This window comes from Amycolatopsis sp. NPDC059235 (assembly GCF_042754125.1).
GTDB lineage: Bacteria > Actinomycetota > Actinomycetes > Mycobacteriales > Pseudonocardiaceae > Amycolatopsis > Amycolatopsis albidoflava.
The window spans coordinates 16,871-38,251 of sequence record NZ_JBHZAG010000041.1 but is presented as its reverse complement, the minus strand read 5'-3'; the positions used below and the strand labels follow the sequence as shown (position 1 = coordinate 38,251).

Here is a 21,381-nt window from a genome sequence, read left to right as displayed (position 1 = left end):
CGCGAGCGGGCTTGCCGGTGCTCAGCCATCCGCGCGGCCGCGTGTCCGACTCGCCGTCAGCCAGCCGATGGACTGTCGCACACCATCCCCCGCTCGGGAGAACTCAGGAGAACCGGTCCGGATCGGCCGCGGCCCACTCCTCCGCCCACTGACGAGGCGGCTCCCCCAGCAACTCCCCCGGCGACAGCCAGTCGTACCACTCCGCATACGACAGCACCGTCCGCGCATCAACCCGCCGTCGCAGCAACTGCGGCGTCAACTCCGCCGGATCCGAAACCCCCATCGCCGCCATGATCCGCATCGCCGAGGCGACCGTGGCCTCCTGATACCGCCGCACCCGCTCGGTCTTGTCCCCCACGTCCAGCGCCCGCCCCCGGCGCGGATCCTGCGTCGCGACCCCCACCGGGCACTTGTTCGTATGGCACCGCTGCGACTGGATGCACCCCACCGCGAACATCATCGCCCGCGCCGCGTTCGTGTAGTCCGCGCCCTGGATCAGCCGCTTCACCACGTCCGCCCCTGTCGCGACCTTTCCGCTCGCCCCGAGCCGGATCCGGTCCCGCAATCCGGTGCCGACCAGTGCGTTGTGGACAGTGTGCAAACCCTCGGTGAGCGGCGTGCCGAGGTGATCCGCGAACTCCAGTGGAGCGGCGCCGGTGCCGCCTTCCGCGCCGTCGACCACGATGAAGTCCGGCGTGACCCCTTCAGCCAGCATCGCCTTGCACACCGCCAGCACCTGCGCCCGCGAACCGACACACAGTTTGAACCCAGTCGGTTTCCCGCCGGCCAACTCGCGCATCCGGGCAATAAACAGCACCAGCTCCCGCGGCGTCGAAAACACCCGATGATACGGCGGGGAAACCACGGTCTCCCCTAAAGGAACTTCGCGCACCCGGGCGATTTCCGCGTTCACCTTGGTTCCCGGAAGCACCCCGCCCATCCCGGGCTTAGCGCCTTGCGAAAGTTTGAGCGAAACGCATTTCACCGAGTCATGCGCGGCTTTGTCAGCGAAGGTCGAAGGGTCGAAATCGCCGTCCGAGGTTCGGCAGCCGAAGTACCCGGTGCCGATTTCCCAGATCAGGTCGCCGCCGCCGCGGAGATGATACTCCGACAGCCCGCCCTCGCCGGTGTCGTGGGCGAAACCACCGCGGGCGGCTCCCTGGTTCAGCGCGAGTATTGCGTTGCTGGACAAGGAACCGAAGCTCATCGCGGACACGTTCAGCAAAGCCATCTCGTACGGCCGGGTACAGTCCGGCCCGCCGACCCGGACCCGCGGCGCAGTATCCGGAACCGGCACCGGCGCGAGTGACGGGACGAGGAATTCGTATCCCTCGGCGTACACGTCGCGCTCGGTGCCGAATGGTTCCTCCGCGGCCGTTCCCTTGGCGCGTTGATACACTATGGACCGGACGTCGCGGTCGTAAGGGCGGCCGTCGAAGTTGCGTTCCACGAAGTACTGCTGCAATTCCGGCCGGATGCTTTCGAGCAAGAACCGCAGGTGCCCGAGCACCGGATAGTTCCGCAGCACCGAATGCCGCCGCTGGATCACGTCGTACGCCCCGGTCGCCGCGAGCACGAGCAACGGCGCCGCCAGGAACCACCACCACGCCAACACCGCCGCGCTGAGCGCCACTGCCCCGGCCGCGAGCACGGCCAGCCCCGCGACCAGTCCGAATCGGACCACACTGAGTCTTGCCACGGCGTAAAAACTAAACCCCGCCGCCAAGCCGCGCAGGTCGGCTAGACCAGCTCCGGCTGCTTGACCGCGGCCAGCCGCTTCGAGCGAACCGCGAGGACGATCAGCACCGCCGGGAACAGCAGGTCGCAGACCAGGACGCCGCCGGTGTTGCCCGGCGCGTGGTCGCCGTTCGCGAACCACTGGTACACGTGCCCGATCAGTGCGCCCCACAGGAACATCCCGGCCCCGAGGCCGACGGTGATGCGCTCCCGGGCGGTCGCCGAGGCCGAGGCGGCGCGGAAGCCCATCACCGCGAGCCCGAGATTGGCGAACGCGATCTCGAACTGGAACGCCGACGGGGCGAATCCGATCGTCTCGGCCATCACGCCCGGCGCGCCGAGGAACGCGAGGACCATCCACAAGCTGCCGCACCCGAGCGCGGCGACGGCCCACCACCGCTGCCAGGTTTCGAGTCTGGCCTGCGGCGAGGGGCTCTTCCGGATGCGGACCAGCGCACCGACAACCGCGATCAGCGGCCAGATCAGGGGGAACAGGGTCTGAGCGACGTAAGGGATCTCCATGCCGATGAGTCTTGCATAGTTAATATTAACTCGTCAACACTCCTGGTAGGCTCGCCCTCGTGGACGACGGACTTGCCGAAGCGCTGCATCGAGTGGTGTTCCTCCTGGGCGAAGCCGCGCGGCAGCGCGCGGACGGCTCAGGCGGATTGACGTACAGCCAGCTCCGACTGCTGGGCACAGTGGAAGACATCGAACCCGCGACGCAGCATCAGCTGGCGCAGGCGATGTCGGTATCCGACCCGGCGATCAGCCGCGCGCTGCGCCCCCTGGAATCGGCCGGGCTCGTGCAGGTGCGCCAAGACCCCGAACACGCCCGACGGCGGCTGGTCACCCTCACCGACGCGGGCCGCGCGGCCTTCCACGACACCGGAAAGCCGCTCCGAGACGAGTTCCGCGAGGCCTTGCTGAAGGCGGGTTTTCCGTACGAGCAATACCTGCGCGACACCGAGCGGCTCGCGGAACTGCTGTCCTGAGCCGACTAACCTGACGACGCCACAGGTGTCGACAGAGGGTCATATTCGTCTTGATCTGACGAAATCAGGGTCCTTCCTGCAACATTACCGCGAGAAGGGAGCTATGCTGAGTCCATGTTGATCCGCTTCGAGGCCTCGAACTACCGGTCGATCGACGACCCTGTGGAGCTGTCCATGGTCGCGATCGACCGGGACCGCGAAGCCGCGAGGGAGGAGCCGCTGCTCGGCGAAAGCCTGCTGCCGGTGGCAGCAGTGTTCGGCCCCAACGCATCCGGAAAGTCCAACATCATCGCGGCCTTCGCCTGGCTTCGCGACGCCGTGCAGCATTCCCTGCGGACATGGGACGAGGAGATCCCGGTCGAGCCGTTCGCCTTCGGCACCGGCCCCACCGCTCCCAGCCAGTTCACAGTGGAGTCCACGATCGACGGAGTACGGTTCGAGTACGTGCTCGAGTTGGATGCCGCCAAGGTGCGCTACGAGGGACTCTTCCACTACCCGGAAAAGAAGCGGCGCCGAATTTTCGAGCGCGAGGGCCAGGAACTGAAGCTCCAGCGCGGACTCGGCAAGCTTTCCGGAACCCGAGAGCTTCTGACCGAGCGAACGCTGGCCCTGTCCATCGCACGCCGATTCGACGAGCCGCTGGTTTCCGACTTTTCGCGGACAATCGTGCGCACGCAAACCCTCGGGCCGGTCCGCAGGCACGGCACTGCACGAAATCGCGACGGGAGGCCGCCATCCACCCATCAGCTGCGATCGACCTTTCGGTTCTTCCAGGAATCCGACCAACCGTCCCTCTTCGAGGAAGGCGCATTTCCGAATGTCCGGAGCGACAGTGACCGGGAACGCGCGCTGGCGCTTTTGCGGCTCGCGGACCTGGGCATCGACGACGTCGTGATCGATCCGGGCCAGACGGGACTCGAACCGCTCAGCCGGCGAATCCGGCTCGTGCACCGCATCGCCGACGAGCGTGCGTCGCTGGAGTTCGCGGCGGAGTCCGATGGAACCAGAACCTGGTTTCATCTCATCGGCCCGGTTCTGACCGCACTGCACGAGGGATCTCTGCTGTTGTTCGACGAACTCGACGCCAGCCTGCATCCGACACTGTCCGCGCAGCTGGTCCAACTGTTCCACGACCCGGGCACCAACCCGCTTGGCGCCCAGCTTGTCTTCACCTCCCACGACACGAACCTGCTCAACCATCTCAACCGGGACGAGGTCTGGCTCACCGAGAAAAACTCGCGCGGCGCCACCCGGCTGGGAGCGCTCGCCGAATTCGCCGGAGAGCGAGTCCGCAAGTCGCAGAACCTGGAGACCGCCTATCTGCACGGCCGATTCGGAGCACTTCCGCAAGTGGACCAAGCAGACTTCCTCCGCTCGCTCGGACTGATCGGCTGACGGCATTGTCTCCCCGCAGAACACAAGCCAAATCACTGAAGCGTGCTACCGCGAAGCGGCCGGAGCGGCGGACAATCGCGGTCTTCACCGAAGGAAAGAACTCAGAGCCGGACTATGTCAACGGATTGAAGCGGCTTCCGCACATCGCTCGCGACGTCGCGCTGAACCTCGAGTTGCATCCCCAGCACGGAGTGCCGCTCACGCTCGTTCGGCTAGCGGTCGAGCGTGGCAAGGATCCTGAAATCGACGAGTGCTGGTGCATCTTCGACGTCGAATGGCCCAGAAATCACCCGCACCTCGAAACCGCGGTTTCCCTGGCCCGCAAGCACGGCATCGGCCTGGCCATCTCGAACCCGTGCTTTGAAATCTGGTTGGTGCTGCACCACAAAGACTTCGACAAGTTTTGCACGACCGCGGACATCGAGCGGGCGAGCCGCGCGCTGGACAAGCGGGCGGGCAAAAGCATCGACGCTTCCCAGTACCTGCCGTTGCGCACGCAAGCCGTACGCCGCGCTGTCGTCCTGGAGAAGCGTCATCGCCGCGACGGCACGAGATTTCCGCACGACAACCCGTCGTCCGGCATGAACGCGTTCCTGCACGCCGTCGAAGGCGACCAGCCTGCGGCTGGCCCTGACTGCCCCTGACGGCACAGAGCGAACCACCAGAACTCTGAAGAAAAGGGGAACGACCGCACCGGTCGTTCCCCCCAAGAGGCTCAGTAAGCCAGATTAGGCCGCAGCCACCGCTCCACTTCGGACAGTTCCTCGCCGCGCCGGGACGCGTAGTCCTCCATCTGGTCGCGGCCCAGGCGGCCGACCGTGAAGTACCGCGAGTCCGGATGCGCGAAGATCAGCCCGCTCACCGCCGCGGCCGGGGTCATCGCGTACGACTCGGTCAGCCCGATCCCCAGCTCGTCAGCCCCCAGCAGCGAGAACAGGTCCTTTTTCTCGCTGTGGTCCGGGCTCGCCGGGTAGCCGAGCGCGGGGCGGATGCCGCGGAAGCGTTCCGCGTGCAGGTCCGCCAAATCCGGCTGCACGTCCGGCTCGAACCAGCGGCGGCGGGCCTCCAGGTGCAGGTACTCGGCGAACGCCTCGGCCAGCCGGTCGGCCAGCGCCTTCACCATGATCGCCCGGTAGTCGTCGTGTTCGGCCTCGTACTTGCGAGCCAGGTCTTCCGCGCCGTGGATGCCGACGGCGAATCCGCCCAGGTGGTCGCCGAAACCGGCGGGGGCGATGTAGTCGGCGAGGCACCGGTTCGCGCGGCCCTCCGGTTTCTGCGTCTGCTGGCGCAGCATCGGGAACTTCCAGTCCGAATACTCGCCGTCGAGCAGGATGTCGTCGCCCTCGGAATGCGCGGGCCAGAACGCGTACGCGCCGCGCGCGGTGAACGAGCCGTTCTCGATGATCTCGTCCAGCAGCTGGTTCGCGTCGTCGAACAGCTCGCGCGCGACCGGCTGGTCGAGGATCGCCGGGTACTTGCCCTTGAGTTCCCAGGCCAGGAACAGGAACTGCCAGTCGATCATCTCGCGCAGCTCGGGAATCGACGGTTCGGCCACGCGCACGCCGGTGAACTCCGGCGTCGGGATCTCGTCGAACGACACCTTCTCGGCGTTCGCCCGGGCCTGTTCAACAGTCAGCATCGGCGTCGAGTGCCGGTTTTCGTGCTGGACGCGCAGCCGCTGCTGTTCGGCGCGGTTGGCGGTGTCCAGCGCGTCCGCACGGTCGGTGTCGAGCAGGTCGGACACCACGCCGACCACTCGCGACGCGTCGAGCACGTGCACCGTCGTGTGGTCGTACGCCGGCGCGATCTTCACCGCGGTGTGCTGCTTCGACGTGGTCGCGCCGCCGATCAGCAGCGGCAGCTTGAGCCCGCGCCGCTGCATTTCCTGCGCCACCGACACCATCTCGTCCAGCGACGGCGTGATCAGCCCGGACAGCCCGACGACGTCCGCGTGCTCGGCGACCGCGGTGTCGAGGATCTTCGCCGCGGGCACCATCACGCCGAGGTCGATCACCTCGTAGTTGTTGCAGCCCAGCACGACGCCGACGATGTTCTTGCCGATGTCGTGCACGTCGCCCTTCACCGTGGCGAGCACGACCTTGCCCTGCCCGCGAGTGGTCTCGAAGCGGCCCTCGGCCTGCATTTTGGCCTTCTCCGCCTCCATGTACGGCTCGAGATAGGCCACCGAACGCTTCATCACCCGCGCGCTCTTCACGACCTGCGGCAGGAACATCTTCCCGGAGCCGAACAGGTCGCCGACGATCTTCATGCCGTCCATCAGCGGGCCTTCGATCACCTCGAGCGGCCGGTCGAACTTCTGCCGGGCCTCCTCGGTGTCGTCTTCGATGAAGTCCACGATGCCGTGCACCAGCGCGTGCGAAAGCCGTTCCGCCACCGGATTCTCGCGCCAGGACAGGTCGACGACGCGCTTGGTGCCGCTGCCCTTGACCGTCTCGGCGAACTCCACGAGCCGGTCGGTGGCGTCCTCGCGGCGGTCGAACAGGACGTCCTCGACCAGTTCCAGCAGGTCCTTCGGGATGTCCTCGTACACCGCGAGCTGGCCGGCGTTGACGATGCCCATGTCGAGCCCGGCGCGCACGGCGTGGAACAGGAACGCCGAGTGCATCGCCTCGCGCACGACGTTGTTGCCGCGGAAGGAAAACGACAGGTTCGAGATGCCGCCGGAGGTGTGCGCGCCCGGACAGCGTTCCTTGATCAGCGGCAACGCCTCGATGAACGCCTTCGCGTACCCGTTGTGCTCGCTGATGCCGGTGGCGACGGCGAGCACGTTCGGGTCGAAAATGATGTCCTCGCCGGCGAAACCGGCCTCGCGAGTGAGCAGATCGTAAGCGCGGGAACAGATTTCGACCTTGCGCTCGACCGTGTCGGCCTGGCCCTTCTCGTCGAAGGCCATCACCACGACGCCGGCGCCGTAGTCGTGGATGCGCCGGGCCTGCTCCAGGAACGGGCCCTCGCCCTCCTTGAGGCTGATCGAGTTGACCACGCCCTTGCCCTGCACGCAGCGCAGCCCGGCCTCCAGCACGCTCCACCGCGAGCTGTCGACCATCACCGGGATGCGCGCGACCTCGGGCTCGGTGGCGATGAGGTTGAGGAACGTCGTCATCTCCTGCTCGGATTCGAGCAGGTCGGCGTCGAAGTTGACGTCGAGCAGGTTCGCGCCGCCGCGGACCTGCTCCAGCGCGACGTCCACCGCCGCCTGGTGGTCGCCTGCCTCGATGAGCCGGCGGAACTTCGCCGAACCGGTGACGTTGGTGCGCTCGCCGATCATCACGAACCCGGTGTCCGCGCCGATCTTGAACGGCTCCAGGCCGGAAAACCGCGTGCTCGCCTCGTGCGCGGGCACCGGCCGCGGCGGAAGGCCCTTGACGGCCTCGGCGATCTTGGCGATGTGCGCGGGCGAGGTGCCGCAGCAGCCGCCGACGATGTTGACCATCCCGGCTCCGGCGAACTCGCCGAGCATGCCGCCGGTTTCCTCGGGCGTCTGGTCGTAGCCGCCGAAGGCGTTGGGCAGGCCCGCGTTCGGGTGGCACGCGGTGTAGGTGTCGGCGAGTTTCGCCAGTTCCTCCACGTGCGGCCGCATTTCGGCGGCGCCGAGCGAACAGTTGACACCGACGACCATCGGGCGCGCGTGCGCGACGGAGGTCCAGAACGCCTCGACGGTCTGGCCGGACAGGGTGCGCCCGGACAGGTCGACGATCGTCACCGAAATCCACAGCGGCAGATGCGGCGCGACCTCGCGGGCCGCGGTGATGGCGGCCTTGCAGTTGAGGGTGTCGAAGATCGTCTCGATCATCAGCAGGTCGACGCCGCCGTCGGCGAGCGCCTGGATCTGCTCGGCGTACGAGGCTTTGACGTCTTCGTAGGTGACCGCGCGGTACGCCGGGTCCTCGACGCGCGGCGACAGCGACAGCGTGACGTTCAGCGGGCCGATCGACCCGGCGACGAACCGGTTGTCGAACTCGTTCGCGGCCTGGCGCGCGAGTTCCGCGGCGCGCAGGTTCATCTCGCGCACACGGTCCTGCAGGCCGTAGTCGGCCTGGCCGATGCTGGTGGCGGTGAACGTGTTGGTGGTGGTGATGTCCGCGCCCGCGGCGAGGTACTGGCGGTGCACGTCGAGCACGACGTCCGGCCGCGTGAGATTCAGCAGGTCCGGGTCGCCGGTGACGTCTTTCTCGTGCCCTTCGAGCCAGTCCGCCCGGTAGTCCTCGGGAGCGAGACCGGCGCCCTGCAGCATCGTGCCCCAGGCCCCGTCGAGCACGACGACGCGCTGGTCGAGCAGGTTCCGCAGGTTCTGGGTCATCGCCACCTCCGCATGAGTCCACGGAGGCGCCCTTGGATGGTGGTACCGGCCGAGCGTGGCGGACCACCGGTCCGTTGCAGCGCCTCTCGACCTGGTGGTCAAGACTACCGGATGTGACCACCCCGCGGGCAGGCGTGTTCACTCCTCGGGAATCGAGCGATCCTCGAGCGGGCTGCCCCGCCACTTCCAGCCGGTCCGCCGCGGTCGTCCGGGCAGGCCGATCCGGCCCGCGCACCAGCGAAGCGCGTCCCAAGCGTCGGGAATCGGCTCCTGCTCAGGGAAAAGCCGCGCGACGACGCGGGCGCAGACCTCGCGCGGCGGATCGATCGCGACACCGAGGCCCTGGGCGATGTCGTCGCCGTGCAACAGGAGTTCCACGCAGCCCATCGCGGCGAAACCGGCCGGATCGGAGTTGCCGGTCGGGTGGTAGGCGCGTTCGGCCGGCCGGCTGGCCCGGACCGCGGCGGCGAGCAGACGGCCGCCGGTCAGCGCGAATTCGAGCAGTTCGGCCGGGGACGCGTCGTCCTCGGTTTTGGCGAGGAAGCGCACGTAACGGTCGGCCGGGCGGCTCACGACCTGCGCGGCGTAGGACAGGAGCGTGTCGCCGAGGTGCTCTGCGGTGTAACGGCAATCCCACTCGAGATCGCCCGCCGGCCGCGTCCAGTCGCCGCCGGTGACGGGAGTGAGGGCGGCGGAAACGCAGGTGAGGGCTTCGTCGAGGTCTTCGGCGCGCACGGTCATGCGGTCAGCGTAGAGAAGCCCAGAAGCCGCAGTGGTGATCTTTCGCGAATCCGGTCAGCGGCTGCGCGCCGCCCGGCCGGTACGCGACCGACTGGCCGGTCGGACCGCCGCGGACGAACGCCGTCCAGTCGTCCACCATCCGGTCCGCGAGCCGTTGCTGAGCTGGGGTGAACGTTGTTGGCTGCTCGGCAAAATCGAACAGGTACGGCAGTTCCGCGGTGTGCGTGGCCCCGAGCGGGAACGGCGCTCGGAGCGCGGCGGCCGCTGGCGAGGTCGGGTCGTTGAACTCGTACGTCGATACGCTCGGCAGCGAACTGGCCAGCTTGGCGGTCGGACAGGAGAACGCCCAATCGGTGACAGCCGCCGCGTACGCGAGAGAAGCGTTGCCGCTGAACGCATCCACCGGGTATTCGCGAGCAACCGCGTCGGCATGCGGGAACACGGCGGCAAGCGCTTGCGGATACCCGTGCCGCGTGACTTCGCGACCGGCTGCCGCCTGCTCGGCGAGGAAATACGTGAACTCGTCGTGCGTCGTGCCCAGCATGACCGGCACCGGAGTCGCCGGGACCTTGGCGGGCAGCACCGAACCGCCGGTGACCGGTCCGGGCATCTCGATGCCCGCGATGGAGCCGTACGCCGGCGCGGCCAGGAGTTTCTTGACGGGCAACGCACGCAAGCATTCCGCGGCGGTCTTGCGGTCGGTGCAGCCGCGCGCGGCGGCGTACTCGACGCTCTTGTTTTCGGCGGCGGGAAGCGTCGCCTGCGCCTGACACGGTCCACTTTGGATGATCGCGGCCCGGAACAGCCCGCGCGAGCCGGGCGCGACGAGGTGGTCGCACACCGACATCCCGCCCGCCGACTCCCCCGCGATCGTCACCTGGTTCGGGTCGCCGCCGAAGGATTCGATGTTGTCGCGCACCCACAGCAGCGCCTGTTGCTGGTCGAGGAAGCCGTAGTTGCCCGGCTCCGGGCCGAGCGACGGGTCGGCGAGGAAGCCGAGCGCGCCGAGCCGGTAGTTGAGCGTGACGACCACCGCGTCGCCGCGGTCGACGAGCCGGGCGGCGCCGTAGCGGTCGCCGCCTCCGGTGAGGAACGCGCCGCCGTGCAGCCACACCAGGACCGGCCGCCCGGTCTGTCCGGACGGCGGGGTCCAGACGTTGAGATAAAGACAGTCTTCGCTGGTCAGGGCTCCGTCGGCGGCCTGCGGACAGCGGGGCCCTGGTTTCGTGGCGTCGCGCTCCCCCGCCCAGGGCTCGACCGGGGCGGGCGGCTGCCAGCGCCGCTGCCCGACAGGTGCGGCCGCGTACGGGATGCCTTGGAAGAGCCGGTGATCGGGAGTGACGTCCCCGCGCACGGCGCCGGCGGCGGTGTGCACGACGTCGCCTGCCCGGCTGATCGACGCGTCCGAAGCCGCGCAGGCCGAGGCGGCCAGAACGGGGACGACGGCCAGCGCCGCGAACCACCGTCGCCGAATCGCCCGAAAAGCCGCTGCCACTGGCCGGACGATACCGGCCCGGCGTCCGGGTCCGGCCGCCGGATCATCCGGCGGAGCGCGAGAACCGCGCCGCCGGGCAGCGTCGAGACCAGACCGAGCACGCCGTAGCCGACCGCGACCGTCACGCCCTGCTCCGCGCCCAGCCCGGCGGCGGCGAACGAAAGCGCCGCGGTGCCCTCGCGCGGGCCGAACCCGCCGACGTTGAGCGGCATGCCCATCGCCAGCAACGCGAGCACCAGCAGGGGCAGCAGGACGCTGAGCGGCGCGGTGGCGCCAGCCGCGCGGGCGGCGACCACGAACAACGTCAGATGCCCGGCCACCGCCAGCACAGACCAGCCGGTGACGCCGGGCCACGCGCCGAGCACGCCGGTCCGGATGTCGGCCGCCCAGACGTGCCTGAGCCGTTGCCGCATCGCCACCGCGACGACGACCAGCGCCACGACCACGATCCCCAGGCAGATCAGCACCTGACGTGGCAGCAGCTCCGGCCGGAAGACCACGACAGCCAGCCCGGCTACCACCACCACGGTTTGCCCGGCGACGCGTTCGAGCACGACCGCTCGGACGCCGCGGCCGACGTCGCCGGAGCGTCGTCCGTGCTGCACCGCGCGGTGGACGTCGCCGAGGACGCCGGCGGGCAGGACGCCGTTGAGGAATTGCGCGCCGTAGTAGTCGCCGACGGCTTCGCGGAATGGCAGATGCAGCCCGAGCCGCGCCGCGACCAGCCGCCAGCGGGCCGCGCTCGCCAGCGTCGTCACGACCCCGATGACCAGGGCTATCGCGATCGGAACCGGGCCCAAGGCGCGCAGACCACCGGCGAACGCCCCGGTTCCCAGCCGCCACCACAGCGCGGCGATGAGCGCGGCCCCGGCCAGCAGTCGCAGCCACCGCATCAACCCACCGCCAAGATTCCGCGCAACCGGGCCGCCGCGGCGGCCCACTCCTCCAGTGTCCCCGCTCGCGCGGCAGCCGCAGCGCGAAGTCGTTTCCGCAGGTCAGGATCGTCGCGCCAGCTTCGGAGCGCGGTCGCGAGCGCTGCTTCGTCGCCGGGCGGGACGAGGAGGCCGGGCCGCTCGCCGTCCGGGGTGCGGCCGAGTGCGTCGGGGATGCCGCCGACGTCCGAGGCCAGCACCGGGATGCCGCGCGCGAGCGCCTCCGTGACGACCATGCCGTAGGTCTCCGCGTACGAAGGCAGGACCAGCAGGTCGGCCCGGTCGTAGGCGGCTTCGAGCGCAGATCCGTCGAGCGGGCCGGTGAAGCGGGCTCGGGGGTGGCTCAAGCCGTTGGCGTAGGCCGGGTTTCGAGTGCGCGAGCCGACGAAGTCCACTCGTAGATCGTCCACTTCGGACAGTGCGTTCAGGAGGATGTCCTGCCCTTTGCGCGGGGTCACCGCCGCAACACAGATCAGCTGGGAAACCCCGTCGGTTCCGGTCGCTTGCGGCGCCGGGTCGGTCCCAGGCGGTGCGATGTGGACAGTGGCGAGCCCGTGGCGTGCCTCGACGGCCCGGGCGGCGGCCGCGCTGGTGACGATCACCTGGCGGGCCGCCTGGAGCGTTGCGCGTTCGCGGGCATCGAGGTCAGCCGCGCGCCGCGGGTCGAGGCCAGTTTCGTCGGCTAACGGCAGATGCACGAGGACAGCCAGGTCGAGCCGGTCCGCGTGCGAAGCGAGGACGTCCGGCACTCCGCAGGCGACCAGGCCGTCGAGCAGCACTTTCGCGCCGTCGGGGACCTGCGCGAGGACCTGGTCCAGCTGCTTTTGTGCGCGGTCGTCAGGGTCCGGCCACGTGCCGTCGACCGGCCGCAGCCCCACGCGCAGGTGCTCGGCCATCCGGCGGTCGTAGGTGTTGCCGCCGCTGGGCACGCCGCGGTCGTCGATGTCGCCGGGGACCACGAAACAGGACAGTCGCACGCTGCCTCCTTCCTCACTGGAGACAACGTGCGACCGGATGATCTGGTTCAGCCTTCGAAGGTGTCCGGGTCGAAGCCCGTGCGACGGCCCTCGTCGAGGCCGCTGAGGACGTCGAGGTCGCTGTCGCTGAGGGAGAAGTCGAAGATGTCGATGTTCTCCCGCATCCGCTTCGGCGACGACGACTTCGGGAACACGACGTTGCCGAGCTGCACATGCCAGCGCAACACGATCTGGGCGGGCGTCTTGCCGTGTTTCCCGGCCAGCTCGGCCAGCAGCGGGTCTTCGAGCACCTCGCCTTGGGCGAGCGGGCTCCACGCCTCGGTCACGATGCCGTGCGCCTCGTGGTAGGCGCGCAATTCCGGTTGCTGCAACGCGGGATGCAGCTCGATCTGGTTCACCGCGGGCACCGTCGCCGACTCCGCGGCCAGCCGTTCCAGGTGCGGGATCTGGAAGTTGGACACCCCGATCGCGCGGGCCTTGCCGGCGCGCTGGAGTTCCTCGAAGCCGTGCCAGGTGGCCACGTACTTGTCCTGCTTCGGCAGCGGCCAGTGGATCAGGTAGAGGTCGACGTAGTCCAATTCGAGCCGTTGCAGGCTGCCTTCCATCGCGTTGATCGCGTTGTCGTGGCCCTGCGCGTCGTTCGCCAGCTTCGTGGTGACGAAGATTTCCTCGCGCGGCACGCCGGAATCGCGGATGCCCGCGCCGACGCCCTCTTCGTTGCGGTACATCTGCGCCGTGTCGAGGTGCCGGTACCCCGCCTCCAGCGCTTCCCGCACCCTGGCGGCGGTTTCCTCCGGCGGGATCTGGAAGACGCCCAGGCCGAACTGCGGGATCCGGACGCCGTTGTTGAGTTCGAGCTGCGGAACGCGGTTCGTCTCGATCGTCATGTCGGCGGCCTACCCGTGCCCGGCGGCGGCGAAACTCGCTCGATCAGGCAGCGACGGTCTCGCGGACCCCGAGGATTTCGTCCGCGCCGGTCACCGCGAGACACCGCCGGACCGCGTGCGCCTGCCCGGGCACGACCGTGAGCAGGGGGATCCGCTCGTGCGCGGCGAGCAGGGCGCGGACGCCGGCGCAGCTCAGGAACGCGACGCCGGACAGGTCGACGACCACCGGCCCGGTCAACGGTGCGACCGCCTCTTCGAAAACGTGCGCGGTGGCCGCGTCGAGGTCGCCGACCGGGGCGAGATGGATCGCATCCGCCCGCCGAGCCGCGCGGACAGTCAATTCGACCGGCGCGGTGACGCCGGGAATGTGGGGAGTCATGGGGTTTGCGCTCCTTTCGCAGAGATCTGCTTGGGGCGCTGACCGCAGTATGGTTCCGGACAACAGCCAACAAAGGCGACCGTACGCGTTCTGCGAGTGCGGTCAACCCGGGTGCCGGGGAGGTTCACTCCCGTGACGGCCGAGTCCGCCTGTTCGGGGGCGCCTGGTCGGCGGCGGGTTGACGGGGTGCGCAGGGGATGGGCCCGGGATGGGCGGGTGTTGGCGGGTTTGCCGGGTTGTGGTGCGGGCTCGGGTTCGTTCACTGGGCGTTCACTCGAGGGCACCGGGTTGGGGGATGCCTGCCCGCAGCGAGCCTTTGGCGAGATTGACCGCCACGATCTCGCCGTTCGCATTGCGGCTGTCAATTCGCACAGCGACCGGCTGCGTCGCGCACCGGCAGCCGTTTCCTTATCGCAGCAGCGAACCGGCCCCGTCTCCGCGCTTGCCGCATCGGCTCGGCGTCGCTGGCGCACACTCGCCGCCGCACAATGCTCGGCGGCCGAGTCGAACCGCCCAGCGACGGCGGTTCATTTCTCGTGGCAAGCGGCTCTCAGACTACTCACTCGGCTGCGACGTTCCCGCGTGTCGCAGCCGTCAATCGAGACCGGCTCTCAACTGCCGGGCAGTCTCGCGGCAGAGCAGTCCGCTTGCTCCGGAACTGCCCGCGCGCGGCTGCTGTCCATTTTGGACCGTCAGTCGCGGAGGGCGAGCTTCGCCAGTTCCTCGTCGAAGTCGAAGCAACGGTCTTCGGAGCCGACAGGAACCTCGTCGTAGGTGCGGTCGAGGAAGTCGGCTAGTTCGTTCGCCGCCGCCTCCAGCACCGCGGACCCGTCCGGCGCGTTCAGCTCGACGAGCACGCGGCTGTCGTCGGCGGCCGGCCGCACCTGGACGTCGCCGTCGCCCGCCGGGGCGAGCAGGCCGTCCGCGAGAAGGTCGCGCCCGAACAGCCAGCGCACGACGCCGCCGCCGGCGTGGTAGCCGACCGACACCGCGAACGGATCCGCCGGGTCGTATTCCAAATCGGCGCGCACCGGCAGCGGGACGGACCCGAACGTGCGCAGCCCGAAGATGATCGTCGCGCGGACGACCTGCGGTTCGGTTTCCACGACGGCGCCTCCTTCGTTACCCGGTCGCGAACCTGTCCGGACCGAAGTGAATGTTTCTCAATAAGTAACGCGCCGTAAGAGCCTAAGCTGCCCGACCGAGCAGATTTCACCCCAACGGTGGAGATCTACGTCTCAGTTGGCTACGCAAGGGCAGCATTGACAGCAGGAACGGGCAGCGCACACGGCAGTGCCCCAGCAGGGTGCGGACGCCTTCGACCTGCGGAAACGGATCGCCACGATCGTGGCACCGGACGAACTCGAACCGACCGAGGCGGCGGGGAGGTCGGTTTCCGCCGCGAAAACGATGGCTAAGACCGAGAGGGCGGAATCGGTTCAATCCCGAACGACGACTCGATTGGCGACGCATGCTCCGCCGCCCCGCGGACGTTGGTGCTCAAAAGGCCGCCACGATGCCGACAAACCGGGCCGCCCCGAACGCAAGCGCCAGATACCCGAGCACCAGCGCCGTCGCCGCCCTGCCGCGCCCCTTGCCGAGCCGGGTCCGGCGCAGCCCGACGTGGCCGAAAACAATCGCGAGCAGGGGAAGAACCAGCGGCCCCAGAACGGGAACGGGCTCCCAGTAGAGCGCGTCCCCGAGGCTGCGGCTGCGGCTCGGATGGGTCCCGACGACCACGAGCCAGCTGAGAATGCTGAGCACCAGCGCCGAGGTCGCAGCCCTGGTCGACGGCTTTTCGTCCATGCCGCGAAGCTAGCCGCCCAGAGCGGGACCGGTCCCCGGCAGAACCCCGCGCCCAGCCGGTCAGGGGCCGGGAGGCCAAGGCACTCGAGCCCCGCGCACCTGGCCCCGGGGCGAGGCGGGTGTGCCGGAGGCGGCGAGAAGCCGATCTCCGCACCACAGTATCCACACCGAGCATCGCTCCAGCTCGCCGCGCGGCAGGCAGGGCCAGGGATGCTGCAGGGTGCCGACCTCTGCTCTGCGGCGTTCCAGGTCTCTGGGCATCGCTCCGGACCTCTCTGCATCCGGCTCGACGGGCCGGATGGAATGCCGCAGGGGGGCGAAATCCCAGCCGCCCACCGCATCACTCCGGCCCCATCCGCATCGTTTCACTCCGACGCGCATCGAGCCTGGGAACAGGAATCCTCAAGGGAGCGGAAGTTCGGTCGCCAGAACATGATTCCAGCTCACTGAGCCGAGGCAGGCAGGACGCTGCGGAAACCCTGGGCACCGCACATCAACCGGTCAGCGGCTCCACTCCCCCATCAACCCGCCCGCAGTTCCCTCCGCGGAAACCCCGGGCACCGCAAGATCAACCGGTCAGCGGCTCCACTCCTCCACCCGCACCCCCATCAACCCGGCCGCCGCTCGCAGTTCCTTTCGCCGATCGCCGGGCACCGCGTGGATGTGGTTCGCCCCGAAGCGCGACAAGAAAGTCTCCGCGGCCGCGTCCAGGCGCGCGAACGCATGCGGCCATTCCCGCGTGGATCGCGAGACCAATTCCTCCGTCGTCCGGTCGTCGTAGTTCTCGAACTCCCCCAGCATCAACTGCATCCGGTATTCCCCGTCCGACCGGCTCAGCCTCGCCAAGGTCATCCGGCCCGGGGCGGCGATGTGCTGTACCGAGGCGCCTCCTGCCGGAAAGAAGAAAACCTCCGGATAGAGGTGCACTTTGGCCAGATTCTCCGCCGGATCCTCGCTCCGCGCGGCGAACCACGTCGCGTGCTGGCCGGAGTTGCACAAATCCCACACGTCCCGATCCGGGTGGTAATGCCGGACGTCGGCGAAAAGCACTGGCGTCCCGGTGATCCGGTGCATCAGCTGCATGGTCAGCGCGCCGTCCATGTCCGCCTCGGTGGCGGTGACATGCACGGCTTTAGGGCCGTTCCAGTCGTAAGGGTCGTTGAGCAGCGCCTCGGCGACATCAGCCGTCGCGAAATGTTCTGTCAGCTCCGGTTGTGCTTTGATACCGGAGAAATCCAGGTGCCGCTCCGCCGCGACATCGCGCACAGCCAGGTACAGGCGCAGTTGTCGTTCCAGCAATTCCGGGGTGAGCCGATCTCCATCGTAATGCACGGTGGCATGTTGTTCCAGCCATTTTCGACCGCTGACGGCTTCGGCGGAAGAACCGGATTCCGCGCGGCGGACCAGTTCGTACTGGTCTATTTCCTCGACGTCCACACCGAATTGGCGCATCCATTGATCGGTATTGGCCACCGCGGTGTTCATCCCCATCGGCCGCCCGCCGAAACGGCCGAAAGTCGAGCCTCGCAACGAACCGACGGCCGCCGCGGCGCTCGCGTGTGCGCCGACGTCGGCGATCAGCCCCGGGTCGGAAGGCGCGCCCCACAACCGGGTGTGCGAGCGGCCGATTTGGTCGAGCGCACCCCCGGCGGCGAGCATCCCGACCAAACCCGGCTCAGTGGGATCGGTGCTCGCGACCAGCAGCAACGGGCCTGGTGTCGCGTCCGCCGCCAACATGGTGAAGTGCGGGAACGCCCACACCGCGTAGTACAGCACCGTCACGTCCACCGAACTCGCGGCGACCGAGCGCGCGGCCGCGGTCGCGGTGGTGTTCGTGGCGACCAGTCCCCCGGTGACGACGTCGTGCCCGGCCGCGGTCAGCGCCGCGGTGAAATCGTCCACTTTGGACCGGATGAAGCCGGTGTTCCGCCGGTGCACGTGGTCGCGACCGTCGGATACGGCAAGGACACCGATTCGCGCCATATGTCAGCTCCGGTTCAGCTCGGCGTACACCTGGGCCGCGTTGTCGCGCGTCACCAGGCGGGTGGGCAGGGTCTGCGTCTTCGGCACGGTTTGGCAATCGACGAGCAGTTTTTTCGCCGCGGCAACGGCTTCCTTGCCGCCAGTCGGGTAAATGAACGTCGCGGACAGGCGGCCGGCCTCTACCGCTTTGATGCCGCCTTCGGGCACTGGCAAGCCGTCGATGCCGACGATCGGCAGGTCCGCGCGGCCCGCGTTCTGCGCGGCGATGCGCGCGCCCTCGGCCATCGGGTCGTTTTCGGAGAACATCGCCTGCGCGTCCGGGTGCGCCTTCAGCAACGCGTCCGCCTGCTGTTGTCCCTTGTCCCGCAACCAGTCCGCGTCCGCGGTGCCCACGACGGTGATGTTGCGGTCAGTGATGCCCTGGTTGAATCCGTCGCTGCGTTCCTTGGCGGGAGTCGAGCCGGCGAGCCCCTTCAGCTCGACGACTTTTCCGCCGTGCGGCAGCAATTTCTCGGCGAAGAACTTGCCCGCTTGACGGCCGATGTCCACATTGTCCGCGCCGATGAACGACGTGTACCCGTCGCCGTCCACCTTCCGGTCCAGGACCAGAACCGGAATACCCTGGTCGTAAGCCTTCTTCACGACGCTGGTGAGCGGCGTCGCCTCGTTCGGGCTGATGATCAGCAGGTCGATGCCCTGGGTGAGGAAAGTGTTGACCTGCTCGACCTGTTTCGCGTTGTCCTGTGCGGCATCCGCGTAGCTGACGCTGAATTGCGGCACGCCGGCCGCGGCCTTGCGGACGTCGTCGTCCATCCGCACGCGATACGGCTCGGCGAGATTCGCCTGGCTCATCCCGATCTTGTATTTCCCGCTGGGGCCGTGGCACTGCTTCGCGGCCGGCGCGGTGCCGGACGACGCACCCGGTGCGTTCTCGTGGGTGGTGCCGCAGGCGGCGACGGCCGAGACGAGGGCCAGCCCCGCCAGGACCAACCCGCCGCGGATGATGCCGGACATCTGCTCCTCTTTTCCCCGAACGCCTTATGCCGTGGCCGGGCGCAGCCGCTGCAGGCCCGCGGCGAGCACGATCACCGCGCCGACCACGATCAGCTGGACGTTCGAATCGATGTCGTTGAGCTGGAGAATGTTGTCGAGCACGCCGACCAGCAGAGCGCCCGCGACGGTGCCGGACACCGACCCGCGCCCGCCGGACAGGCTGGTTCCGCCGATCACGACGGCCGCGATGGCGTTCAGCTCGTAGCCGGTGCCGTCGTTGGGCCCGCCGAAGTTGTACTGTCCCGCGTGGACGATCCCGGCCAGCGCGGCGAGCAGCCCGCACAAACCGAAGACCAGCACCTTCACCCGGATCACCGGCACCCCGGACAGCACCGCGGCCTTTTCGTTGCCGCCGATCGCGTACACGTGCCGGGAAAACGCGCTCGCCCGCAGCACCAGCACCGCCAGCGCGGCGACGACCACGAAGAACAGCGCCGGAATCGGGACCACGCCGCCGAAAGTCCGCTCGCCCAGCAGTGAGAACGGCACCGGAGCCTGGCCGGGACCGTCGCCGTAGGTGATCGAAACGCCCTCGCCGCCGGACCACATCCGGGCGATCCCGCGGGCGATCTGCATCCCGGCGAGCGTCACGATGAACGACTGGATCCGGAACCGCGCGCTCGCGATCCCTTGCAGCAGACCGAAACCGAAGCCGAGCGCCAAAACGATCAGCACGCCCGGCACGAGGCCCCAGCCGCCGCTGGGCAGCAGCAGCGCGACGCCGACGCTGGCCAGGCCCATCACCGAGCCCACCGACAGATCGATGCCGCCGACCAGGATCACCAGCGTCATGCCGACCGCGATGATCCCGATCTCGGAGATCGCGCGGACGACGTTGAACAGGTTGCCGCTGCCGAGAAACACCAGCTCCCCGTCGCGATGCGGGGAAAAGACGATCGCCGCGGCGAAGACCAGCACCAGCCCGAAGACGCTCTGGAACCGGAACACCGCGGCCAGCACGGCGCGCCCCCTCACCGGACGTCTCCCATCGACGCGGCGAGCAATTCCGCCTCGCCGGCACTGGCCGTGTCCAGTTCGTGCACACTGCGTCCGCCGCGCAGCACCACCACGCGATCACACACCCCGACCAGCTCAGCCGGTTCCGACGACGCCAGCAGCACCCCGACGCCGCGTCGCGCGGCCTCGCCGAGCAACCGGTAGATCTCCGCCTTCGCCCCCACGTCCACCCCGCGCGTCGGTTCGTCCAGCAGCAGCAACACCGGTTCGGTGAGCAAAGCCCGGCCCAGCACCACTTTCTGCTGATTGCCACCGGACAGCGAACCCACAGGATCGGCGAGCGACCCCAGTTTCACCCCGAGCCGCCCCGCTTCCTCCCCCGCCACCGTCCGTTCGCGACGGCCGGGAACGATCCCGAACCGAGCCAATCGCTCCACAATGGACAACACGGTGTTCGCCACGACGGAATGTTCCAGCGCCAGCCCCGCGATCCGCCGGTCCTCGGGTACGAACGCGATACCGGACCGCAGCGAACTGCGCGGCGATCGCGGCCGGAACTCCCTGCCGCGCAAGAAAATCCTTCCGCCCAACAGCTTGCTGCCGGAAGCGCCGTAGAGCGTCTCCAACAGCTCCGTCCGCCCCGCACCGAGCAACCCGGCCACACCGACGATCTCCCCGGCCCGCACGGTCAGGCTGATCCCGTCCGGCTCCCGCCGCCCGGCGCGCGGCCGCACCACGAGATCCTCCACCCGGAGCACATCATCCTGATCCGGCGAGGACACGCTGTCCGCGCGGAACATCAGGTGCACCGGACGGCCCACCATCGCCTCCGCGGCCCGCTCGGCAGTCAGCTCAGCCGCGCTGAACTCCGCGACGACCTCGCCGTTGCGCAGCACCGTCGCGCGGTCCGCGACCCGGCCGATCTCGTCCATCCGGTGCGACACATAAACAATCGCCGCCCCATCGGCGCGCAGCTGGTCGATCACCGTGAACAGTCGCTCCACCTCGCGCGGCGACAGCGCCGACGTCGGTTCGTCCATCAGCAGGATGCGGGCGTCCAGCGACAGCGCTTTCGCGATGGTGACGAGTTGCTGTTCGCCGGTGCGCAGCCGTTCGACCGGCGTGCGCGGGTCGAGGTCCACACCGGAGCGCTGCAGCACCTCGCGCGTGGCCGCGACCATCCGCCGCCGGTCGATCGTGCCGCCGCGGGTGTGCGGTTCGCGGCCGAGAAAGACGTTCTCCGCCACCGAAAGCGCGGGAACGAGGTCGAGTTCCTGGTGGATCATCGCGACCCCGGCGCGGCGCGCGTCGGCCGGACGGGCGAACCGGACCGCCTCCCCCGCGATCCGGATCGCCCCCTCCCCGGCGGCGACCTCCCCGGACAAGATCTTCAGCAGCGTGGACTTGCCTGCCCCGTTCTCGCCGAGCAGTGCGTGCACCTCCCCCTTCGCCGCGGTGAAGTCCACCGCGCCCAGGGCACGCACCCCGCCGTAGGTCTTGCTGACGCCGGCCAGTTCGACCAGCGCGCCGCCGTCGCCCATGCCCCGCCTCTCGGCCCGCCCCACGTCGAGAAATCGATTACCCGCACGGTAGGGCCAGCTCAGGAGGGTGTCAAGGGTCACATTTTCCCATTGCCCACGGGGCATCGGCGAAGGTCCGTGAAGGGCTCCTTGAGGGAATCTGATTCCCTCAAGGAGCCCTTCACGGACCGTTGCGGAAGCGG

Annotated in this window: 17 protein-coding genes, 1 pseudogene and 1 riboswitch; of the genes and pseudogenes, 3 read left to right on the top strand and 15 right to left on the bottom strand. The window is 68.8% G+C overall.

The window, feature by feature from the left end:
* Window positions 1-103: 103 nt before the first annotated feature.
* Both ACFXI3_RS25165 and ACFXI3_RS25160 read right to left on the bottom strand, forming a co-directional pair.
* Window positions 104-1,699, bottom strand: a complete 1,596-nt coding sequence (locus tag ACFXI3_RS25165) for an FMN-binding glutamate synthase family protein (RefSeq protein WP_378402590.1) — start codon at window positions 1,697-1,699, stop codon at window positions 104-106.
* Between the two features lie 41 nt (window positions 1,700-1,740).
* Window positions 1,741-2,259, bottom strand: a complete 519-nt coding sequence (locus ACFXI3_RS25160; protein WP_378402588.1) for a DUF6790 family protein — start codon at window positions 2,257-2,259, stop codon at window positions 1,741-1,743.
* 59 nt (window positions 2,260-2,318) lie between these two features.
* Here ACFXI3_RS25160 and ACFXI3_RS25155 point away from each other — a divergent pair, with 59 nt between their 5' ends.
* From ACFXI3_RS25155 to ACFXI3_RS25145, 3 genes are all read left to right on the top strand, one after another.
* Entirely contained in the window at window positions 2,319-2,732 is a 414-nt protein-coding gene (locus tag ACFXI3_RS25155) for a MarR family transcriptional regulator (protein WP_344281346.1), read from the top strand.
* 114 nt (window positions 2,733-2,846) lie between these two features.
* Window positions 2,847-4,127 (top strand): ATP/GTP-binding protein, encoded by a 1,281-nt coding sequence (locus ACFXI3_RS25150; protein WP_378402586.1) that lies wholly within the window; start codon window positions 2,847-2,849, stop codon window positions 4,125-4,127.
* 5 nt (window positions 4,128-4,132) lie between these two features.
* Window positions 4,133-4,771: an RloB family protein gene (locus ACFXI3_RS25145; protein WP_344281341.1), complete on the top strand. Its 639-nt coding sequence runs from the start codon at window positions 4,133-4,135 to the stop codon at window positions 4,769-4,771.
* Window positions 4,772-4,842: 71 nt separating this feature from the next.
* On the opposite strand, the gene metH is transcribed toward ACFXI3_RS25145, so the two are convergent.
* From metH to ACFXI3_RS25080, 13 genes and pseudogenes are all read right to left on the bottom strand, one after another.
* Window positions 4,843-8,448 (bottom strand): methionine synthase, encoded by a 3,606-nt coding sequence (metH, locus tag ACFXI3_RS25140; RefSeq protein WP_378402584.1) that lies wholly within the window; start codon window positions 8,446-8,448, stop codon window positions 4,843-4,845.
* A gap of 17 nt (window positions 8,449-8,465) precedes the next feature.
* Window positions 8,466-8,542: riboswitch (S-adenosyl-L-homocysteine riboswitch) on the bottom strand.
* A gap of 44 nt (window positions 8,543-8,586) precedes the next feature.
* Window positions 8,587-9,189: a maleylpyruvate isomerase N-terminal domain-containing protein gene (locus tag ACFXI3_RS25135; RefSeq protein WP_378402582.1), complete on the bottom strand. Its 603-nt coding sequence runs from the start codon at window positions 9,187-9,189 to the stop codon at window positions 8,587-8,589.
* A 4-nt stretch (window positions 9,190-9,193) separates the two neighbouring features.
* On the bottom strand, window positions 9,194-10,564 hold the full coding sequence (locus ACFXI3_RS25130) for a carboxylesterase/lipase family protein (RefSeq protein WP_378402580.1): 1,371 nt from the start codon (window positions 10,562-10,564) through the stop codon (window positions 9,194-9,196).
* Window positions 10,565-10,815: 251 nt separating this feature from the next.
* Window positions 10,816-11,577: pseudogene (locus ACFXI3_RS25125) on the bottom strand (lysylphosphatidylglycerol synthase domain-containing protein); the annotation flags it as partial.
* Window positions 11,577-12,593 (bottom strand): glycosyltransferase family 4 protein, encoded by a 1,017-nt coding sequence (locus ACFXI3_RS25120; protein ID WP_378402578.1) that lies wholly within the window; start codon window positions 12,591-12,593, stop codon window positions 11,577-11,579. The pseudogene ACFXI3_RS25125 and the gene ACFXI3_RS25120, both read right to left, overlap by 1 nt.
* A 47-nt stretch (window positions 12,594-12,640) precedes the next feature.
* The gene (locus ACFXI3_RS25115) at window positions 12,641-13,480 is read right to left on the bottom strand and encodes an aldo/keto reductase (RefSeq protein ID WP_378402576.1); all 840 of its coding nucleotides are present in this window, start codon (window positions 13,478-13,480) and stop codon (window positions 12,641-12,643) included.
* Between the two features lie 43 nt (window positions 13,481-13,523).
* On the bottom strand, window positions 13,524-13,859 hold the full coding sequence (locus tag ACFXI3_RS25110; protein ID WP_378402574.1) for an STAS domain-containing protein: 336 nt from the start codon (window positions 13,857-13,859) through the stop codon (window positions 13,524-13,526).
* Between the two features lie 692 nt (window positions 13,860-14,551).
* Complete coding sequence (locus ACFXI3_RS25105) at window positions 14,552-14,965, bottom strand: SsgA family sporulation/cell division regulator (RefSeq protein WP_037818751.1); 414 nt, start codon at window positions 14,963-14,965, stop codon at window positions 14,552-14,554.
* A 394-nt stretch (window positions 14,966-15,359) separates the two neighbouring features.
* A complete protein-coding gene (locus tag ACFXI3_RS25100; RefSeq protein WP_344281318.1) occupies window positions 15,360-15,665 on the bottom strand; it encodes a hypothetical protein in 306 nt (101 codons plus the stop codon).
* Window positions 15,666-16,241: 576 nt separating this feature from the next.
* Complete coding sequence (locus tag ACFXI3_RS25095; protein WP_378402572.1) at window positions 16,242-17,648, bottom strand: L-fucose/L-arabinose isomerase family protein; 1,407 nt, start codon at window positions 17,646-17,648, stop codon at window positions 16,242-16,244.
* A 3-nt stretch (window positions 17,649-17,651) separates the two neighbouring features.
* Window positions 17,652-18,662 (bottom strand): substrate-binding domain-containing protein, encoded by a 1,011-nt coding sequence (locus ACFXI3_RS25090; RefSeq protein WP_378402570.1) that lies wholly within the window; start codon window positions 18,660-18,662, stop codon window positions 17,652-17,654.
* A gap of 24 nt (window positions 18,663-18,686) precedes the next feature.
* Complete coding sequence (locus ACFXI3_RS25085) at window positions 18,687-19,676, bottom strand: ABC transporter permease (protein WP_378402568.1); 990 nt, start codon at window positions 19,674-19,676, stop codon at window positions 18,687-18,689.
* On the bottom strand, window positions 19,673-21,199 hold the full coding sequence (locus ACFXI3_RS25080) for a sugar ABC transporter ATP-binding protein (protein WP_378402566.1): 1,527 nt from the start codon (window positions 21,197-21,199) through the stop codon (window positions 19,673-19,675). The genes ACFXI3_RS25085 and ACFXI3_RS25080 overlap by 4 nt, the downstream gene beginning before the upstream one ends.
* Window positions 21,200-21,381 lie beyond the last annotated feature (182 nt).